Raw genomic sequence first — 14211 nt, forward strand, 5'->3', positions numbered from 1 at the left:
GCGGGCGACGGATTTGGATATTTAGAGGAACAAAGAAGGGGCGTCAGAACAGGCTGCCCTGATCCTTTGTAGGCTTTTGCGGTGGTGTTTTCTGGCGCTTCGGCGCGGGTCCGCCGCCGGTGATCGCCTCGACCCGAACGTCGCCCGCGAACTGGATCGTCACCTGTCGGGCGGCGCGGGCCTCGGCCGAACCCGTGATGACCTGATCGCCGCTGCGCACGACGGCAAAGCCGCGCTCCAACGTGCGTTCATAGCCCAGCGATTCGCGCAGACGATCGAGGGCCGTCAGGCGCGCCGCGCGCGCGTTTTGGGCCGATACGGCGATCGCGGACAGCCCGCGCAAGGTCGTGGCCAACCGGTCGCGATCCCGCGCCGTGCGACGCACCAGGGTGGCGGGCGTCAGACGCGCGACCAGGCGCGACAGATCGCGGCGCGGCTGTACCACGCCACGGGTGGTCAGGCGGTCGAAGCTGCCACCAAGGGCCGCAAGGTCGGCGCTGGCGCGCCGTTGCCGTGCGATCAAACCGCCATCCAGCCGGGCCGCCAAGGCGGTCAGGCGCTGCCGCTCTGCGCCCATCCGGTCGCCGATGGTCAGCCGCCCCGCAATCGCGGACAGCTGCGCACGGGCCATCTGGCTGCGCGCCTGCAAGGCCACAGGCAAGCGGGCGGACAGCCCCCCTACCCGGTCGCGCGGGCGCTGCAACAAGGTGTCGGGGCGTGGCAGGCCGCGCGACAGGTCGGCCAATCGCTGCTGCCTGCGGCGCACGTGCGCTTCGGCCGCGCGGGCCTGTCGCGTGCCCATCGCGGCCACGGCGGCCAGCAATTCCGCCCGCACCGGCACCGCGCGTTCGGCGGCGGCGGTGGGTGTGGGCGCGCGGTGATCGGACGCATGGTCGATCAACGTCGTATCCGTTTCGTGCCCCACGGCCGAGATCAGGGGAATGCGGCTGTCGGCAGCGGCGCGGACAACGGCCTCCTCGTTGAAGCCCCACAGATCCTCGATCGACCCGCCCCCGCGCGCCACGATCAGCAGATCGGGACGCGGGATCGCACCGCCCGGGGCCATCGCGTTGAAGCCCCGGATGGCGTTCGCCACCTCGCCCGCACAGGCGCGCCCCTGTACGGCCACCGGCCAGATCAGGACATTGCGCGGAAACCGGTCCGCCAAGCGGTGAAGGATATCGCGGATGACCGCGCCCTGCGGGGACGTGATGACGCCGATGACCTCGGGCAGGAACGGCAACGGCTTCTTGCGCGACGCCTCGAACAACCCTTCGGCGGCCAGTTGCGTGCGGCGCTTTTCCAGCATCGCCATCAGGGCACCGGCGCCCGCCACCTCCATCGCGTCGACGTTCAGGTTGTATTTCGATTGCGCGCCGAAGCCCGACAGCTTGCCGGTGACGACGACCTCCATCCCCTCTTCCGGGGTGACGGACAATTGCGAGATCTGCCCCTTCCACGTCGTGCAGGCCAGAACGTTCCGGTCGTCCTTGACGTCGTAGTAGAGGTGACCCGAGCGCGCGCGAAAGATGCGGCCGATCTCACCCTTCACGCGAATGCGGCCGAACGTCCCCTCCAACGTGCGCTTCACCTCGTTGGACAGCTGCGATACCGTGTATTCGGCTTCGTTGCGGCCCCGTGTCGGGCCCTCGTCATCGATCAGATCCATCATGCCACCGTAGTAGCGGGCCGGGCGCACGGGGACCAGCCGCCATAAGGCCCGCATCTTGTGCCCCGCCGCGTCGCCGCCTAAACCGCCCCGGCACAAGGTCACAGGGGGGCACCGCCATGAATATCCTCATCCTCGGATCGGGTGGACGCGAACATGCCATCGCCTGGGCCGTCCTGCAGAACCCCAAATGCGACCGCCTGATCGTGGCCCCCGGCAACGCAGGCATCGCGCAGATCGCGGAATGCGCGGATCTCGACATTCTGGACGGGGCCGCCGTGGCCGCCTTTGCCTGTGACGAAAGCATCGATTTCGCCATCGTCGGGCCAGAGGCCCCCCTTGCCGCAGGCGTCGCCGACGCCCTGCGGGACGCCGGTATCATGGTGTTCGGCCCTTCGGCCGAGGCGGCGCGCCTCGAAGCGTCGAAATCCTTCACGAAGGAGGTTTGCGCCGCCGTGGGCGCACCGACCGCGGCCTATGGCCGGTTTGACGACGTGGCCGCCGCGCGCGCCTACCTGCGTGAACAGCCGTTGCCCATCGTGATCAAGGCCGATGGTCTTGCCGCGGGCAAAGGCGTCACCGTCGCCGAAACCCGCGCCGACGCCGAGGCCGCGCTGGAGGATATCTTCGACGGCACCCACGGACGCGCCGAAGTGGTCATCGAAGCCTTCCTGTCCGGCGAGGAAGCCTCCTTCTTCTGTCTTGTGGACGGCGAGACGGTCCTGCCCCTCGGCACCGCGCAGGACCACAAGCGGGTCGGTGACGGCGATCAGGGGCCCAATACCGGTGGCATGGGGGCCTATTCGCCCGCCCCCGTCATGACCCCGCAGGTCGAGGAGCGTGCCCTGTCGCAGATCGTGCGCCCGACGATGGCGGAAATGGCCCGGCGCGGCACTCCGTTCCAGGGCGTCCTGTTCGTCGGCCTGATGATCGACGATGGTGCGCCCAGTCTGGTGGAATACAACGTGCGGTTCGGCGATCCGGAATGCCAATGCCTGATGATGCGTCTCGGGGGGCAGGTGCTGGACCTGTTGCTGGCCTGTGCCGAGGGACGATTGGACACTGCACAGGTCCATTGGGCTGCGGATCATGCGCTTTGCGTCGTGATGGCGGCCAAGGGGTATCCCGGTGCCTACGCCAAGGGAACGGAGATCGGGGGGCTTGACGGTTTGCCGCGTGACAGCCGCCGCATGGTGTTTCACGCCGGCACCGCCGAGGCAGATGGCCGGATCGTCGCCGCCGGGGGCCGGGTTCTCGGCGTGACGGCGCGGGGCGATACGCTGGCTGCCGCGCATGCCGAGGCCTATGCCATGGTCGATGCGGTCGACTGGTCCGACGGTTTCTGCCGCCGCGATATCGGTTGGCGCGCGCTGTAGTATTGACCAAGCGTTAGGTGTTCACACAGGGGAGGGGGCGAAAGTCCCCTCTTTTTTCTTTGCGACGACACGTCGCCTAAACAACACCCTCAAGACTGTTCCCCTGTTCACACCCCCTCTTCATTTCAGTTTCCCGCCCGTTTTCACGCCCGCGTGAGGTGGCGTCGCGGGGATGTGAGGGCGGTGCGGGCCGGCGGATGTGGTGTGCATATGCGCGCGCTTATCCCGAACGCATCACGGCTTCGTTCATTGAAGCGCAGCGTTCGAAGTGACATCTCCTGTCCATCAGCAGGGCACACCGCCCCGCCGCATCGAACCCACAAGGCCAGCCGCCGAACCGCGCGGCGCCGCACACAAAGGACACGACCCATGAAAACGCTCCTCATCTCCGCCCTGATCGCCTCCGCCGCCCTGACCGGTGCCGCATCCGCCCAGGTTGGCGCCGGTGCCGCCGCCGCCGCCGCGCACTTCAATCAGGACATCGATTCCAACAATCAGCAGGTCGCCATCGGCGCGGCCGAGTTCGACGGCGTCACCGTCTCCACCCGTAGCGGCGCGGTAGGCGAGGCCTTCACCCATTTCAACGCCGACTACGATTCGAACAACGACCTGCGCGGCCTGAACGGCGCGACCGTCGTGGAGGCGAACGCGGCCTACGGTGCCGACATCTTCGCCCGCATCGACGCCGAGAGCCAGGACGACGAGTGATCACCTGACAGGACCGGCATCGGGGTCCTCCCCCCCGCCCTGATGCCGTTCCCCGCGCAGGCCTGACGCGGCTCCTCCCCCCGCCAAAGACCCGCGCGACAAACCCCCGGCCCGCAGAAATGCGCGCCGGGGGTTTTTGTTACGAGGTCAGGTCGTCAGTGCAGGCAAAATCAACCTGTCGCCGTGGCGCGATCGTCTGCACCTCGCCCGTATCGACGGACCGATAGGCAATCTGGTCGCCGTCCGTGAAAGGCAACCAGCAATGCAGGCGGTCAGGCGCCTCGTCATACCGGAAACAGATCGTCGTCTCGTCGACCGTGACATCGCCCCAGCTGCATTCCCCATCCTGACCTTGCCAGAAGCTGCGCTGCCGGCTTGGAAAGAACTCCATTCCTAGCAGACGACCGCTCGTGGGGTTGGTGAAGGTTGCCGCACCACCGACAAGACGATCGAGCAGCGCATCGGGTGTCAACGGCGTCTCTGCCTGCACCACGCCGCCAAGCGCCCCGAACAGTCCTGCGAGGATCAGTCTGCGCATGCCAGCGCGGCCTCGGCTCGGGCGGGGCTCCATGGTCCGATATCCACCGCGTCGATTGTCACGCCATCGAAGGTCAGGGCCATCATCCGTTGCCAATCGGCCGAGGCGACGATGATCTCGGGGGCCCCGTCACAGACACGCAGGCCGCCGGAGATGAAGTCCTCTCCGATCCGATGATTGGTCACGCCGCTGATCGCGGCGACCTCGGTCAAGGCATCGGTGTCGAATCGCCAGATGCGCAGGACCTTGGCCAGATGGGGACGGTCGACATAGGCGACCTCGACCCGCCCGTCGTCGTCCAGATCGGCAACCGCCGCAGGGGCGAGCCAACGGCGGCTGCGCCCGATGTACGGAGTCGTGGCCAAGAGCGTCAGACCGTCTGCGTCGACGCCGTAGATCGCAAGCTGACCGCCCTCGGTCACGCTGGTGCGAATGGCGATCACTTCGGGTAGACCGTCACCGGTCAGATCGACGAGGCGCGGTGCGATATCCTCGAAGACGTGCCCCCGACCGGCGGCAATCGATGCACCGCAGGTATCGATTGTCGAAGCCCCCCAGACATGCAGGACGGTTGGCTCCAATGCGTCGCCAAGTATGGCGTGGTCGTAGACATCCGTCAGATCGGCATACCACGCATGGGAGATGCCATCGGGCGATCCGATTGCCGTTTGAACGCGGGACCCTTCGACCGCGTCCGCCCATGGCGGGGCGGAACAGGCCGCGGCGGGCGCCGCCAGCACCAGACAGGCACAGGCGACGCGCAGGATCATATCTGTTTTTCCGGCATCTGGACGACCAGACCATCCAGCGCATCCGTCACCTTCAGCTGACAGGTCAGGCGCGACCGCTCGGCGTCTGGCTGAAAGGCGAAGTCGAGCATGTCCTCCTCCATCGCGTCCTTGGCTGGCAGCTTGTCGGTCCATTCGGGCGCGACATAGACATGGCAGGTGGAACAGGCGCAGGCCCCGCCGCAATCGGCCTCGATGCCCGGAATGTTGTTGTCCCGCGCGCCTTCCATGACGGTCAGGCCCGTGGGCACATCGACGACATGCTCTTTGCCGCCATGTTCGATATAGGTGATCTTGGCCATTTCTCGTCTCCATCGCGGATTGGTCGGGATTCGGATTAGCCTCCGGGTTGCCTCTGTGCAACGGTCCGCGGGCCGATCCCCGCCCCCCGTGCGCGGATGTCACGGTGGCGATTGAGCCGGACGACAGCTTCGCTAGGGTGCCCGCGAACAGGCGATGGTCGGGAAACCCCGGCACGGCCGGCATCGAGAGGCTGATGGGCAGACATTTTCTTCGAACGGGTCTTGGCCTGTCGCTGGCGTCCATGGCGCTTGCGGCCTGCACCGGCGCGTCCGTTCAGGAGGTGCGGCGCAACTTCGGGCCCGAGGATCCGCTGCCGGGTGCCTGCTATGCCCGTGGCATCACGCCTGCCGTGCTGGAAACAGTCACGAGCCAGATCCAGGAGGCGCCCGAAACCCTGGCCGAGGACGGCACCATTCTGGCCCCGGCGCGATTCCGGACCGTGACCTCGACGCGAATTGTCACCCCGCGTGGCGAGAACTGGTTCCAGACGCCCTGCGCCCTGCGGGACCGCGACCCGGATTTCGTGTCACAGATCCAGCGCGCGTTGAAGGTCCGGGGCCTTTATACCGGGGATATCAACGGCTTCTATGACGTGCCGACGCGCAAGGCGGTGCAGGCCTACCAATCGAGCCGCGGGCTGGAGAGCGGCACCCTTTCCACGCCGTCCGCCCAATCGCTGGGCCTTGTGGAACTGGGCCGGGACGGATGACGTCGCCCGCTGCACGCCCGCGCCTGATCGTCGTGGACTGGGCGCGCACCGCAGCCCTGCTGGCGATGGCGATCTTTCATTTCGGACGGGATTTCGAGGTGTTGGGCCTCGTTCCGCCGGGCACCACCTTTGGCGGCTGGTGGGATATCTCGGCGCGCGCCATCGCGGGCAGCTTCCTGTTCCTCGCCGGTCTGTCTTTGTGGCTGGCGCATGGGCGCGGGATCCGGTGGCGCGGTTTTCTCGGACGACTGGGCTGGCTCGTCGCCGCCGCCGCGGGCGTGTCGCTGGTGACATGGGTGGCGATGCCCACGATCTGGGTGCGCTTCGGTATCCTGCATTCCATCGCGCTGTCGTCAGTGGTCAGCTTGGCGTTCCTGCGCCTGCCGTGGTGGATCACCGCGATCTGTGCCGGCGCCATCCTGTGGTTCGGGCCCAGCCTGTCATCGGGGGCTTTCGATGCGCCGACCTGGATCTGGACCGGGCTGGGCACCGTTACGCCGCCGATGATGGATTACGAACCTCTGATCCCGTGGCTTGCCCCCATGCTGCTGGGCGTCGCGGCGGGGCGGCTGGGAACGGCGACAGGTGTCTGGACCTGGCTGACCCACTGGCCTGCGCCCAAGCGTCCCTGGCACCTCGCGGTCGCACGCCCCGGTCAGCATTCGCTGCTGATCTATCTGGTGCATCAGCCGGTGCTGATTGCGCTTATCACGGCTGGCGCCTGGCTGTGGGGCCACGTCTAGCGGCCAGAATTGACGCCAGCCAGCCGACGGCACCGCACGCATCGTCGAGGGCCGCCTGCCGGTCGGCAAACCCCGCGCGGGGCGGGTGCAGGTGTCGCCAGCCATGCGCATCCTCGGGGTCGCGCCGACATTCGACCCAAGACCACGCCCCCTCCCGAAGGATCAGATCGACGCAGCGATCACCGAAGGCATCTTCGATGGAGGTGATCGTCGGTCTGGACACGGCCGTTTGCGCGCGCGGCGGCAAGGGATGGCCTCAGGCGCTCGTCTCGGCCAGACGTGCGACGTAGCGGGCCAAGGTATCAATCTCCAGATTGACGGGATCACCGACCGCGGCATCGCCCCAGGTCGTCACCTCCTGGGTGTGGGGGATCATGTTGACGCCGAACCGCGCCCCGTCGACGGCGTTGACGGTCAGCGACGTGCCGTTCAACGCGACCGACCCCTTGGGGGCGATGAACCTCGCCAGGGCGGCGGGCGCCTCGAATGTGAACCGCTGCGAGTCGCCCTCCGGCGTGATCGACAGGATGCGCGCCACGCCATCGACGTGACCAGACACGATATGCCCGCCAAGTTCGTCCCCGACACGCAGCGACCGTTCCAGATTGATCCGGCCACCGACGGCCCAGCGCCCCAATGCGGTGACATCGAGGCTTTCTGCGCTGACATCCACGTCGAACCAGCCGCCGTCGCCATCCGTGCCGCGATCCACCGCCGTCAGGCAACAGCCATCGCAGGCGATGCTTGCCCCGATGTCGATACCCTGCGGATCATAGGCGGTGCCGATGCGCACGCGCAGGTCGCCGCGCCGATCAAGGTCACGGATGATGCCGATGTCAGTGATGATTCCGGTGAACATTGCCGGCCCCTTGCTGCTGTCGTTGCCGATACCTGCAGCTAAAGCGCCACATCCCCCCCTGCAAGTGCCGCATTCGTGACACAAAGCAGCCTTTCCCTTGCCCTGCCGCGTTTCCATACCGGGAACAATCATACCCGGAGGGTGACATGCGCCCAACGCGCCGATTCCTGTTTCTGCAAGGGCCGCACGGGCCCTTCTTCCACCGCCTCGGAGGGCTTCTCCGGGCAGCGGGATGCGAGACATGGCGCGTCGGCTTCAACCGGGGCGACGATGCCTTCTGGTTCGACCGCGACAGCTACATTCCGTATCAGAAGCCCGCCGACGACTGGCCCGCGACCTGTGCCGCGCTGATGACGGACAAGGGCATCACGGATCTTGTCCTCTATGGCGATACCCGTCCGATCCATGCGCAGGCGATCAAGATCGCCAATGCCCGCAACATCACCGTCCATGTTTTCGAAGAAGGCTATCTGCGGCCATGGTGGACCAGCTACGAGCGCGGCGGATCAAACGGCAACTCGCGCCTGATGGACAAGCCTGTCGCGGAAATGCAGGCCGAGCTGGAAGAGCTTGACCTCGAACTGCCGGATGCGCCCGCCCATTGGGGCGACATGCGGCATCACGTCTTCTACGGAATGCTGTATCACTGGTTCGTGCTGTCGCGACCCGGAGCCTACGGGAACTATCGCCCCCACCGCGACGTCACGGTCCTGCATGAGTTCCGGCTGTATCTGCGCCGACTGGTGACGATGCCGCTGACGGCGCTGGAACGGCGTATCGCCACCCATCGCATCACCCACGGCGGCTTTCCGTATCACCTGTGTTTGATGCAACTGGCCCATGATGCCAGCTTTCGGCAGCATTCGCCTTTTACCTGCATGACGGAATTCCTCGAGGTCGTCGTCGAAGGGTTCGCCAAGGGCGCGCCGACGCATCACCACCTCGTGCTCAAGGCGCACCCCCTCGAAGACGGTCGCGCCCCGATCAAGGCCACCATCAAGCGACTGGTCGCGGAACACGGGCTCGAGGGACGGGTGCATTATCTGCGCGGCGGCAAGCTCGCCGGCCTGATGAACGAAGCGCGCAGCGCGATCACCGTCAATTCGACTGCGGCGCAACAGGCGCTCTGGCGCGGTCTGCCGCTGAAGGCGCTGGGCCGGTCCGTCTATTCCAAGCCGGAGTTCGTCAGCGACCAGCCGATCGAGGCGTTCTTCGCCAACCCGCAGCGGCCCGACAGCCGGGCCTACCGCGATTATCGCCACTACCTTCTGGAAACCAGTCAGGTTGCGGGCGGCTTCTATTCGTCGCGCGGTCGACGGCAGTTGTTGCGGCAGGTCGTCGATATGATGCTGTCCGACCTCGACCCCTATGACCGCCTTCGGTCCGGCAACCTGGCCCCGAGGCAGAATTTGAAATTGGTGTCCGGTTAGGATACTGTAAAAGACAATCAACGCCGTGCGATGGGCAACCATCGGCAGACGGGGGACAACCCCCGCGATACGCGGCACCGAAGGCAGAGCGAAAGGGCAACACGTGAGCATTCAGCCAAGCAGGGGGGCGAAAGCAATCGCCTTGTTTCTGGCCGTGACGGTGGTGGCCTCCTGCGCCACCCTCCCCCGGTCGGGTCCCAACAAACGCGAGATCTTTGCAGGCTCCGTCCTGAAGGAAGGCGACGCGTTCATCGTTTCGGTCAACGATCGCGTCACCGCGGCCACCGCCGTGACCGAGGCCTTGGGTTTTTCCTCGGCGTTCCGCAACGCCAACCCGATCGGCGCGGACACCATCCGCCCCGGCGATACGCTGGGCCTGATCATCTACGAGAACGTCGAGGACGGCCTGCTGACCAACACCGGCGCCTCGGCCAGCCTGATCGACGAGGTGCAGGTCGATGCCTCGGGGATGATCTTCATTCCCTACGCGGGCCGCATCCGTGCGGCGGGCAACACGCCCGAGGCCCTGCGGCGGATCATCACCGCCCGTCTGGACGAACAGACCCCTGACCCGCAGGTCCTCGTCCGCCGCCTCGCCGGTGACGGTGCCACCGTGTCCGTCGTCGGTGGCGCAAGCGCGCAAGGCGTCTATCCCATCGAACGGCCCACCCGCACCCTGACCGCGATGATCGCGGCGGCGGGCGGCGTGTCGATCCCGACCGAGGTGGCGCTTGTGTCGGTCAGCCGGGGCAACCGCACCGAAACCGCCTATCTTCAGGACCTCTATCGCAACCCGCAGCTCGATATCGCGCTGCGCGACGGCGACCGCATCTTCATCGAACAGGACAGCCGCACCTTTACCGTGCTGGGTGCGACCGGCACGCAGACGCGGTTGGAGTTCGAGTCGGAGATCATCTCGGCAATCGAGGCTCTGGCCCAGGTCGGCGGCCTGAACGCGACCCTTGCAAACCCCACGGGCGTCTTCGTGTTCCGCAACGAACCCGAACCGATCGCCAAGGCGGTGCTGGGCCGCGATGACCTGATCGGCACGCAGCGGCTGGTCTATGTTCTGGACCTGACGGAGCCGAACGGCATGTTCAACGCCCGTGATTTCATCATCCGTTCGGGCGATACCGTCTATGTGACCGAGGCGCCGATCGTGGCGTGGAACCGGTCCGTCGCGGCGCTGTTCGGGTCTCTCGGCTCTCTGAGCGGTGCGACGGCGACCCTCGGGATCGAGTGACGTGACCGACGACGGCGGGCGGATCACCGCCCGCTTCGTCTCTGGCGGTTTCCTGTCCAACCGCATTCGCAGGATCGCATGGCTGGCCGGGGTCGACCTGAGACCCGGCTTGCCCCGTGCGGGCGATCACGTCGCAGCATGGGGCATGGACGGCCCGTCCGCCACACGCGCCGCATGGCTGTCCGCGCGCACGCGCGCCCCGATCCTGCGGTTCGAGGACGCGTTCCTGCGCTCTCTTCATCCCGGTCGGGCGGGCGGGGCGACCCTTGGCCTGCTGATCGACCGGAAAGGCGCCCATTTCGACAGCGCACGGCCCTCTGATCTGGAAACCTTGCTCGCGACGCATCCGTTCGACGACGGCGACCTGATGACCCGCGCGCGCGCCGCGATGGAGGAGATGCGCCACAGCGGTGTCACGAAATACGCCGCGACCCGCACCGACCTCGAACCGCCTGCGCCGGGTTATGTCCTTGTCGTCGATCAGACGCGGGGAGATGCCTCGATCCGGCACGGCGGCGCGTCCGAGACGACCTTCCGCGAAATGCTGATGCTGGCGCGCGAGGAAAATCCGGGCAGCCGTATCCTCATCAAGACCCATCCCGAAACGGCCCGGGGACTTCGGCAGGGTCATTATTCGGAGGCCGACGCCACCCACGGCGCCACGCTGGAGATACGCGCCCTGCCCCCTGCGGTTCTGTTGGCGGGGGCGACCGCCGTCTATGCGGTCAGCAGCCAAATGGGGTGGGAGGCGATCCTGCACGGCCACCGGCCCGTGACGTTCGGCCAACCGGCATGGTCCGGCTGGGGTCTCGACGACGCGCGCGCGCCTCTGGCCCGACGCCAGCGCCGCCTGACGCGCGCCCAGCTGTTCGCCGCCATGATGGTGCTGTATCCGAAATGGTACGACCCCCACCGTGATTGCCTTTGCGACCCGATCGATGTCGTTCGCATCCTGCAGGCGCGGGCCCGCGCGTGGCGCGAAGATGCCGATGGGTGGACGGCGTCAGGCTTTCGTCTGTGGAAACGACGGCCCGTGCAACGCTTTCTGTCAGGCCGCGTAACCTACACCGAGACGCCGGGCCCCCGGCACCTGACATGGGGGACCGGCCATGTCGCGTCGCAGCACGCATTGGGGCAAGACGTCGGTGTGATCACCCATGGCGACCGGAAGCCCGCCCCGGGCACGGCATCGAAGATCACCGCGCGGGTGGAGGATGGTTTCCTGCGATCCCGCGGCCTCGGCGCGCAGCTTGTTCCCCCCCTGTCCCTCGTCCTCGACCGACAGGGCATCTACTACGACCCGACCCGACGGTCGGACCTCGAGGATGCGGTGATCCGTGCCGCCGCCCTGCCCCCGGAACGGCTGGCGCGGGCCCGGGCCCTGCGGGCGGCCGTCGTTGCGGCGAAGGTCACGAAATACAATTTGTCCGGTGGCATGCCGGACCTGCCGGATGGCCCGGTCCTTCTGGTTCCGGGACAGGTTTCCGACGATGCCTCCATCCGGCTGGGCACGTCGGATGTGCCCGACAACGCCGGGCTGCTGCGCGCCGCCCGCGCAGCCAACCCGGACGCGTTCATCGTCTACAAACCCCACCCGGATGTCGAAGCGGGCCTCCGCGACGGGGCCATCGAGGCCCCGGACGCGGACCTCGTCGCAAGCGACGCGGATCCCCTGACGCTGATCGGCCGCGCCTCGGCTGTCTGGACGCTGACCTCGCTTCTGGGGTTCGAGGCGTTGCTGCGCGATACCCCGGTCACGACATTGGGCGCCCCGTTCTATGCCGGATGGGGCCTGACCCGCGACCTGGGCCGCATCCCGGCACGCAGGCAGGCCGCGCGCCCCACGCTGGATGCGCTGGTTCATGCTGCCCTGATCGAATACCCGCGGTATTTCGACCCCGTCATCGGCCAAAGCTGCCCTCCGGAAACGGCTGTGCATCGGCTGGCCCACGGGCCTTGGCCAAGGCCCGGCCCGGGCAACCGCCTGCTGGCAAAGGCGCAAGGTGCGCTGGCAAATCACAGCTGGATCTGGCGTTAGAAGGGGCAAGGCCACCTTGGGTGGGGGCCGCCGTCAGATGTCCAACAGGCCGAGGACTTCGTCCGCGAGGGCCGCGATCTCCTGCGCGGCGACGCCTGCACCGCTCAACTCGGCCACACCCAGGCCAACTCCCAGCGCCTCGGCATAAGCCACGCGGTTCGCGATGACCGCCTCGGCCGGGTCGGCCTCCAACTCGGACAGCGCAGCCTTGACCGATTGCGTGAGTTTCGTGCCGGACCGTGCGCGGTTCAGCACCGCCAGGGGACGCTTGCCTTCGCGGGCGGCCATTTCCAGAACGCCTTCCGTCGCCCAGAGATCGACCTGACTGGCCGTGACGGGCACGATAATCATGTCCGACACCTTGAGGGCGGGGCGCAGGTCGCTGTCGATCTTGGGCGGCGTGTCGATCAGGACGAAATCGTGGCTGTCGCGATATTTCGACGCCTCGTAGCTGACGCCCCACGCGGATGCGGTGGAAAACGTCAGATCCCCCTTGAGACCGGAGTCGCGGTCGAACCGGGTCATGAACCAGCGGCCGAGCGATCCCTGCGGATCACTGTCGAGAAGGGCGACGCGCAGACCGCGCGCGGCAAGCTCTACCGCGAAATGCGCGCAAAGCGTCGTCTTGCCGGATCCGCCTTTCTGCTGGGCGAATGTCAGGACCGTGGCCATGGGCGCCTCCTGTTTCTGCGCTGCGGCAGTGTCGCGCATCGGGCGCAAAGGTCAATGTTCATTGCGCCCTGACAGTCGATCCCGGGACGAACTCGCACGGGAGGCGGGTAATTTTGGGCGGTGATACCCCGTGCAGACGTGCCAGAAGGTGCCGCGCACCCGTCAGGCCGATCTGACGGCGCGGCGAAGTCATCGTGGTGATCGGGCGCGGCAGGACGGTGGTCAGGTCCAATCCGTTGAAACCGACGATCCCGATATCCTCGGGCACACGCAAACCTGCCTTCTGCGCCGCCATCATCCCGCCGAAGGCCATGTTGTCGGTCAGGAAGAACACCACGTCCGGCGGCGTCCGCAGGTCGATCCGGCCGAAACCTTCCGCGCCGACCACGAAACTGTTGCCGCCAACACCTGCGACGCGCGTGGGGGCCGTGCCGCCGACATCCCGGAACGCCTCGGCCACGCCGTCGAAGCGTTGGTCCGCCCGCGGATCAAGGCCCGCGGGGGCGCCGACATAGGCCGGCCTGCGATAGCCGAGGGCCGCGATCCTGCGCCCCAGTTCCAGCCCACCGGCGCGATGGTCGATACCGACGCAGATGTCGATCGGCGTCTGAGTCACATCCCAGATTTCCAGCGTGGGCACGGCGCTGGCCGTCAGGCGCCTGCGCAACCTGTCGTCATGGTCTACGCCGGTCAGGATCACCGCAGCCGGACGCCACGACAGGAACCGATCCGCCCAAGCCAGTTCGCGCATCCTGTCGTAATCGGTCGTGTCCATCACCGACGAATAGCCGGCTTCGTCGAAGATCCGGCGCATGCCTTCTAGGATGTCGGGAAAGACGTCGTTGAAAAGGGTTGGAAACGAAATGCCGATCAGGTTCGCGTTCAACCCCGACAGGGCGCGCGCACTGGACGAGGGGACATAGTTCATCTCGGCCGCGAGGGCCACGATACGCGAGCGTGTCGCCTCCGACACGCCATCGACGCCGCGCAGGGATCGGGAAACGGTCATCAGGGACACGCCGCCCGCGGCGGCCACATCCTGGATGCTGGTTCGGTTGACGGACCGGGTGCGCGGCATAGCTCCTCTGGATGAAAGTGGCTTGATGCCAACGTTAACGTTAACGCCGTTGGTCGA

General features: G+C 66.9%; 15 protein-coding genes. 7 read left to right on the top strand and 8 right to left on the bottom strand.

Translation table 11 applies throughout. The annotated features are described in order from the left end of the window. Nucleotides 1-43: 43 nt before the first annotated feature. Nucleotides 44-1672 (bottom strand): exodeoxyribonuclease VII large subunit, encoded by a 1629-nt coding sequence (gene xseA, locus V6N07_RS07640; RefSeq protein ID WP_371155404.1) that lies wholly within the window; start codon nucleotides 1670-1672, stop codon nucleotides 44-46. A gap of 116 nt (nucleotides 1673-1788) precedes the next feature. Between xseA and purD the strand changes: the two genes are divergently transcribed. Further along, nucleotides 1789-3045 (top strand): phosphoribosylamine--glycine ligase, encoded by a 1257-nt coding sequence (gene purD / locus V6N07_RS07645; RefSeq protein WP_371155284.1) that lies wholly within the window; start codon nucleotides 1789-1791, stop codon nucleotides 3043-3045. Between the two features lie 369 nt (nucleotides 3046-3414). Beyond that, the gene (locus V6N07_RS07650) at nucleotides 3415-3753 is read left to right on the top strand and encodes a hypothetical protein (RefSeq protein WP_371155286.1); all 339 of its coding nucleotides are present in this window, start codon (nucleotides 3415-3417) and stop codon (nucleotides 3751-3753) included. Nucleotides 3754-3892: 139 nt separating this feature from the next. Here the strand turns inward: V6N07_RS07650 and V6N07_RS07655 are convergent, their stop codons facing one another. From V6N07_RS07655 to V6N07_RS07665, 3 genes are read right to left on the bottom strand one after another with little or no spacing between them, the layout of a single operon-like run. Then, complete coding sequence (locus V6N07_RS07655; protein WP_371155288.1) at nucleotides 3893-4291, bottom strand: hypothetical protein; 399 nt, start codon at nucleotides 4289-4291, stop codon at nucleotides 3893-3895. Then, nucleotides 4279-5061, bottom strand: coding sequence for an FG-GAP repeat domain-containing protein (locus tag V6N07_RS07660; protein WP_371155290.1), 783 nt, complete (start codon nucleotides 5059-5061; stop codon nucleotides 4279-4281). The genes V6N07_RS07655 and V6N07_RS07660 overlap by 13 nt, the downstream gene beginning before the upstream one ends. Continuing rightward, nucleotides 5058-5381 carry a 2Fe-2S iron-sulfur cluster-binding protein gene (locus V6N07_RS07665; protein WP_371155292.1) on the bottom strand — a complete coding sequence of 108 codons (324 nt, stop codon included), beginning with the start codon at nucleotides 5379-5381 and terminating at the stop codon, nucleotides 5058-5060. The genes V6N07_RS07660 and V6N07_RS07665 overlap by 4 nt, the downstream gene beginning before the upstream one ends. 194 nt (nucleotides 5382-5575) lie before the next feature. Here V6N07_RS07665 and V6N07_RS07670 point away from each other — a divergent pair, with 194 nt between their 5' ends. Both V6N07_RS07670 and V6N07_RS07675 read left to right on the top strand, forming a co-directional pair. Continuing rightward, nucleotides 5576-6091, top strand: coding sequence for a peptidoglycan-binding protein (locus tag V6N07_RS07670; protein ID WP_371155294.1), 516 nt, complete (start codon nucleotides 5576-5578; stop codon nucleotides 6089-6091). Then, a complete protein-coding gene (locus V6N07_RS07675; RefSeq protein ID WP_371155296.1) occupies nucleotides 6088-6834 on the top strand; it encodes a DUF1624 domain-containing protein in 747 nt (248 codons plus the stop codon). The genes V6N07_RS07670 and V6N07_RS07675 overlap by 4 nt, the downstream gene beginning before the upstream one ends. Here the strand turns inward: V6N07_RS07675 and V6N07_RS07680 are convergent. Beyond that, nucleotides 6800-7057, bottom strand: a complete 258-nt coding sequence (locus V6N07_RS07680) for a hypothetical protein (protein ID WP_371155298.1) — start codon at nucleotides 7055-7057, stop codon at nucleotides 6800-6802. The two genes, V6N07_RS07675 and V6N07_RS07680, sit on opposite strands and share 35 nt — an antisense overlap. Nucleotides 7058-7090: 33 nt before the next feature. Continuing rightward, nucleotides 7091-7693 (bottom strand): riboflavin synthase, encoded by a 603-nt coding sequence (locus V6N07_RS07685; RefSeq protein WP_371155299.1) that lies wholly within the window; start codon nucleotides 7691-7693, stop codon nucleotides 7091-7093. A gap of 146 nt (nucleotides 7694-7839) precedes the next feature. Here V6N07_RS07685 and V6N07_RS07690 point away from each other — a divergent pair, with 146 nt between their 5' ends. The 3 genes from V6N07_RS07690 to V6N07_RS07700 all read left to right on the top strand — a co-directional run bounded on the left by V6N07_RS07690 (nucleotide 7840) and on the right by V6N07_RS07700 (nucleotide 12404). After that, the gene (locus V6N07_RS07690) at nucleotides 7840-9123 is read left to right on the top strand and encodes a capsule biosynthesis protein (protein WP_371155301.1); all 1284 of its coding nucleotides are present in this window, start codon (nucleotides 7840-7842) and stop codon (nucleotides 9121-9123) included. A 103-nt stretch (nucleotides 9124-9226) separates the two neighbouring features. Further along, nucleotides 9227-10366, top strand: a complete 1140-nt coding sequence (locus V6N07_RS07695) for a polysaccharide biosynthesis/export family protein (protein ID WP_371155302.1) — start codon at nucleotides 9227-9229, stop codon at nucleotides 10364-10366. A gap of 1 nt (nucleotide 10367) precedes the next feature. Beyond that, nucleotides 10368-12404: a capsular polysaccharide biosynthesis protein gene (locus V6N07_RS07700; protein WP_371155304.1), complete on the top strand. Its 2037-nt coding sequence runs from the start codon at nucleotides 10368-10370 to the stop codon at nucleotides 12402-12404. Nucleotides 12405-12437: 33 nt separating this feature from the next. Here the strand turns inward: V6N07_RS07700 and parA are convergent, their stop codons facing one another. Beyond that, nucleotides 12438-13115 carry a ParA family partition ATPase gene (gene parA / locus V6N07_RS07705; RefSeq protein ID WP_371155306.1) on the bottom strand — a complete coding sequence of 226 codons (678 nt, stop codon included), beginning with the start codon at nucleotides 13113-13115 and terminating at the stop codon, nucleotides 12438-12440. 19 nt (nucleotides 13116-13134) lie between these two features. Continuing rightward, complete coding sequence (locus V6N07_RS07710) at nucleotides 13135-14154, bottom strand: LacI family DNA-binding transcriptional regulator (RefSeq protein WP_371155308.1); 1020 nt, start codon at nucleotides 14152-14154, stop codon at nucleotides 13135-13137. Nucleotides 14155-14211: the final 57 nt, after the last annotated feature.

The sequence above is a fragment of the Jannaschia sp. 2305UL9-9 genome (assembly GCF_041403465.1).
Lineage (GTDB): Bacteria > Pseudomonadota > Alphaproteobacteria > Rhodobacterales > Rhodobacteraceae > Jannaschia.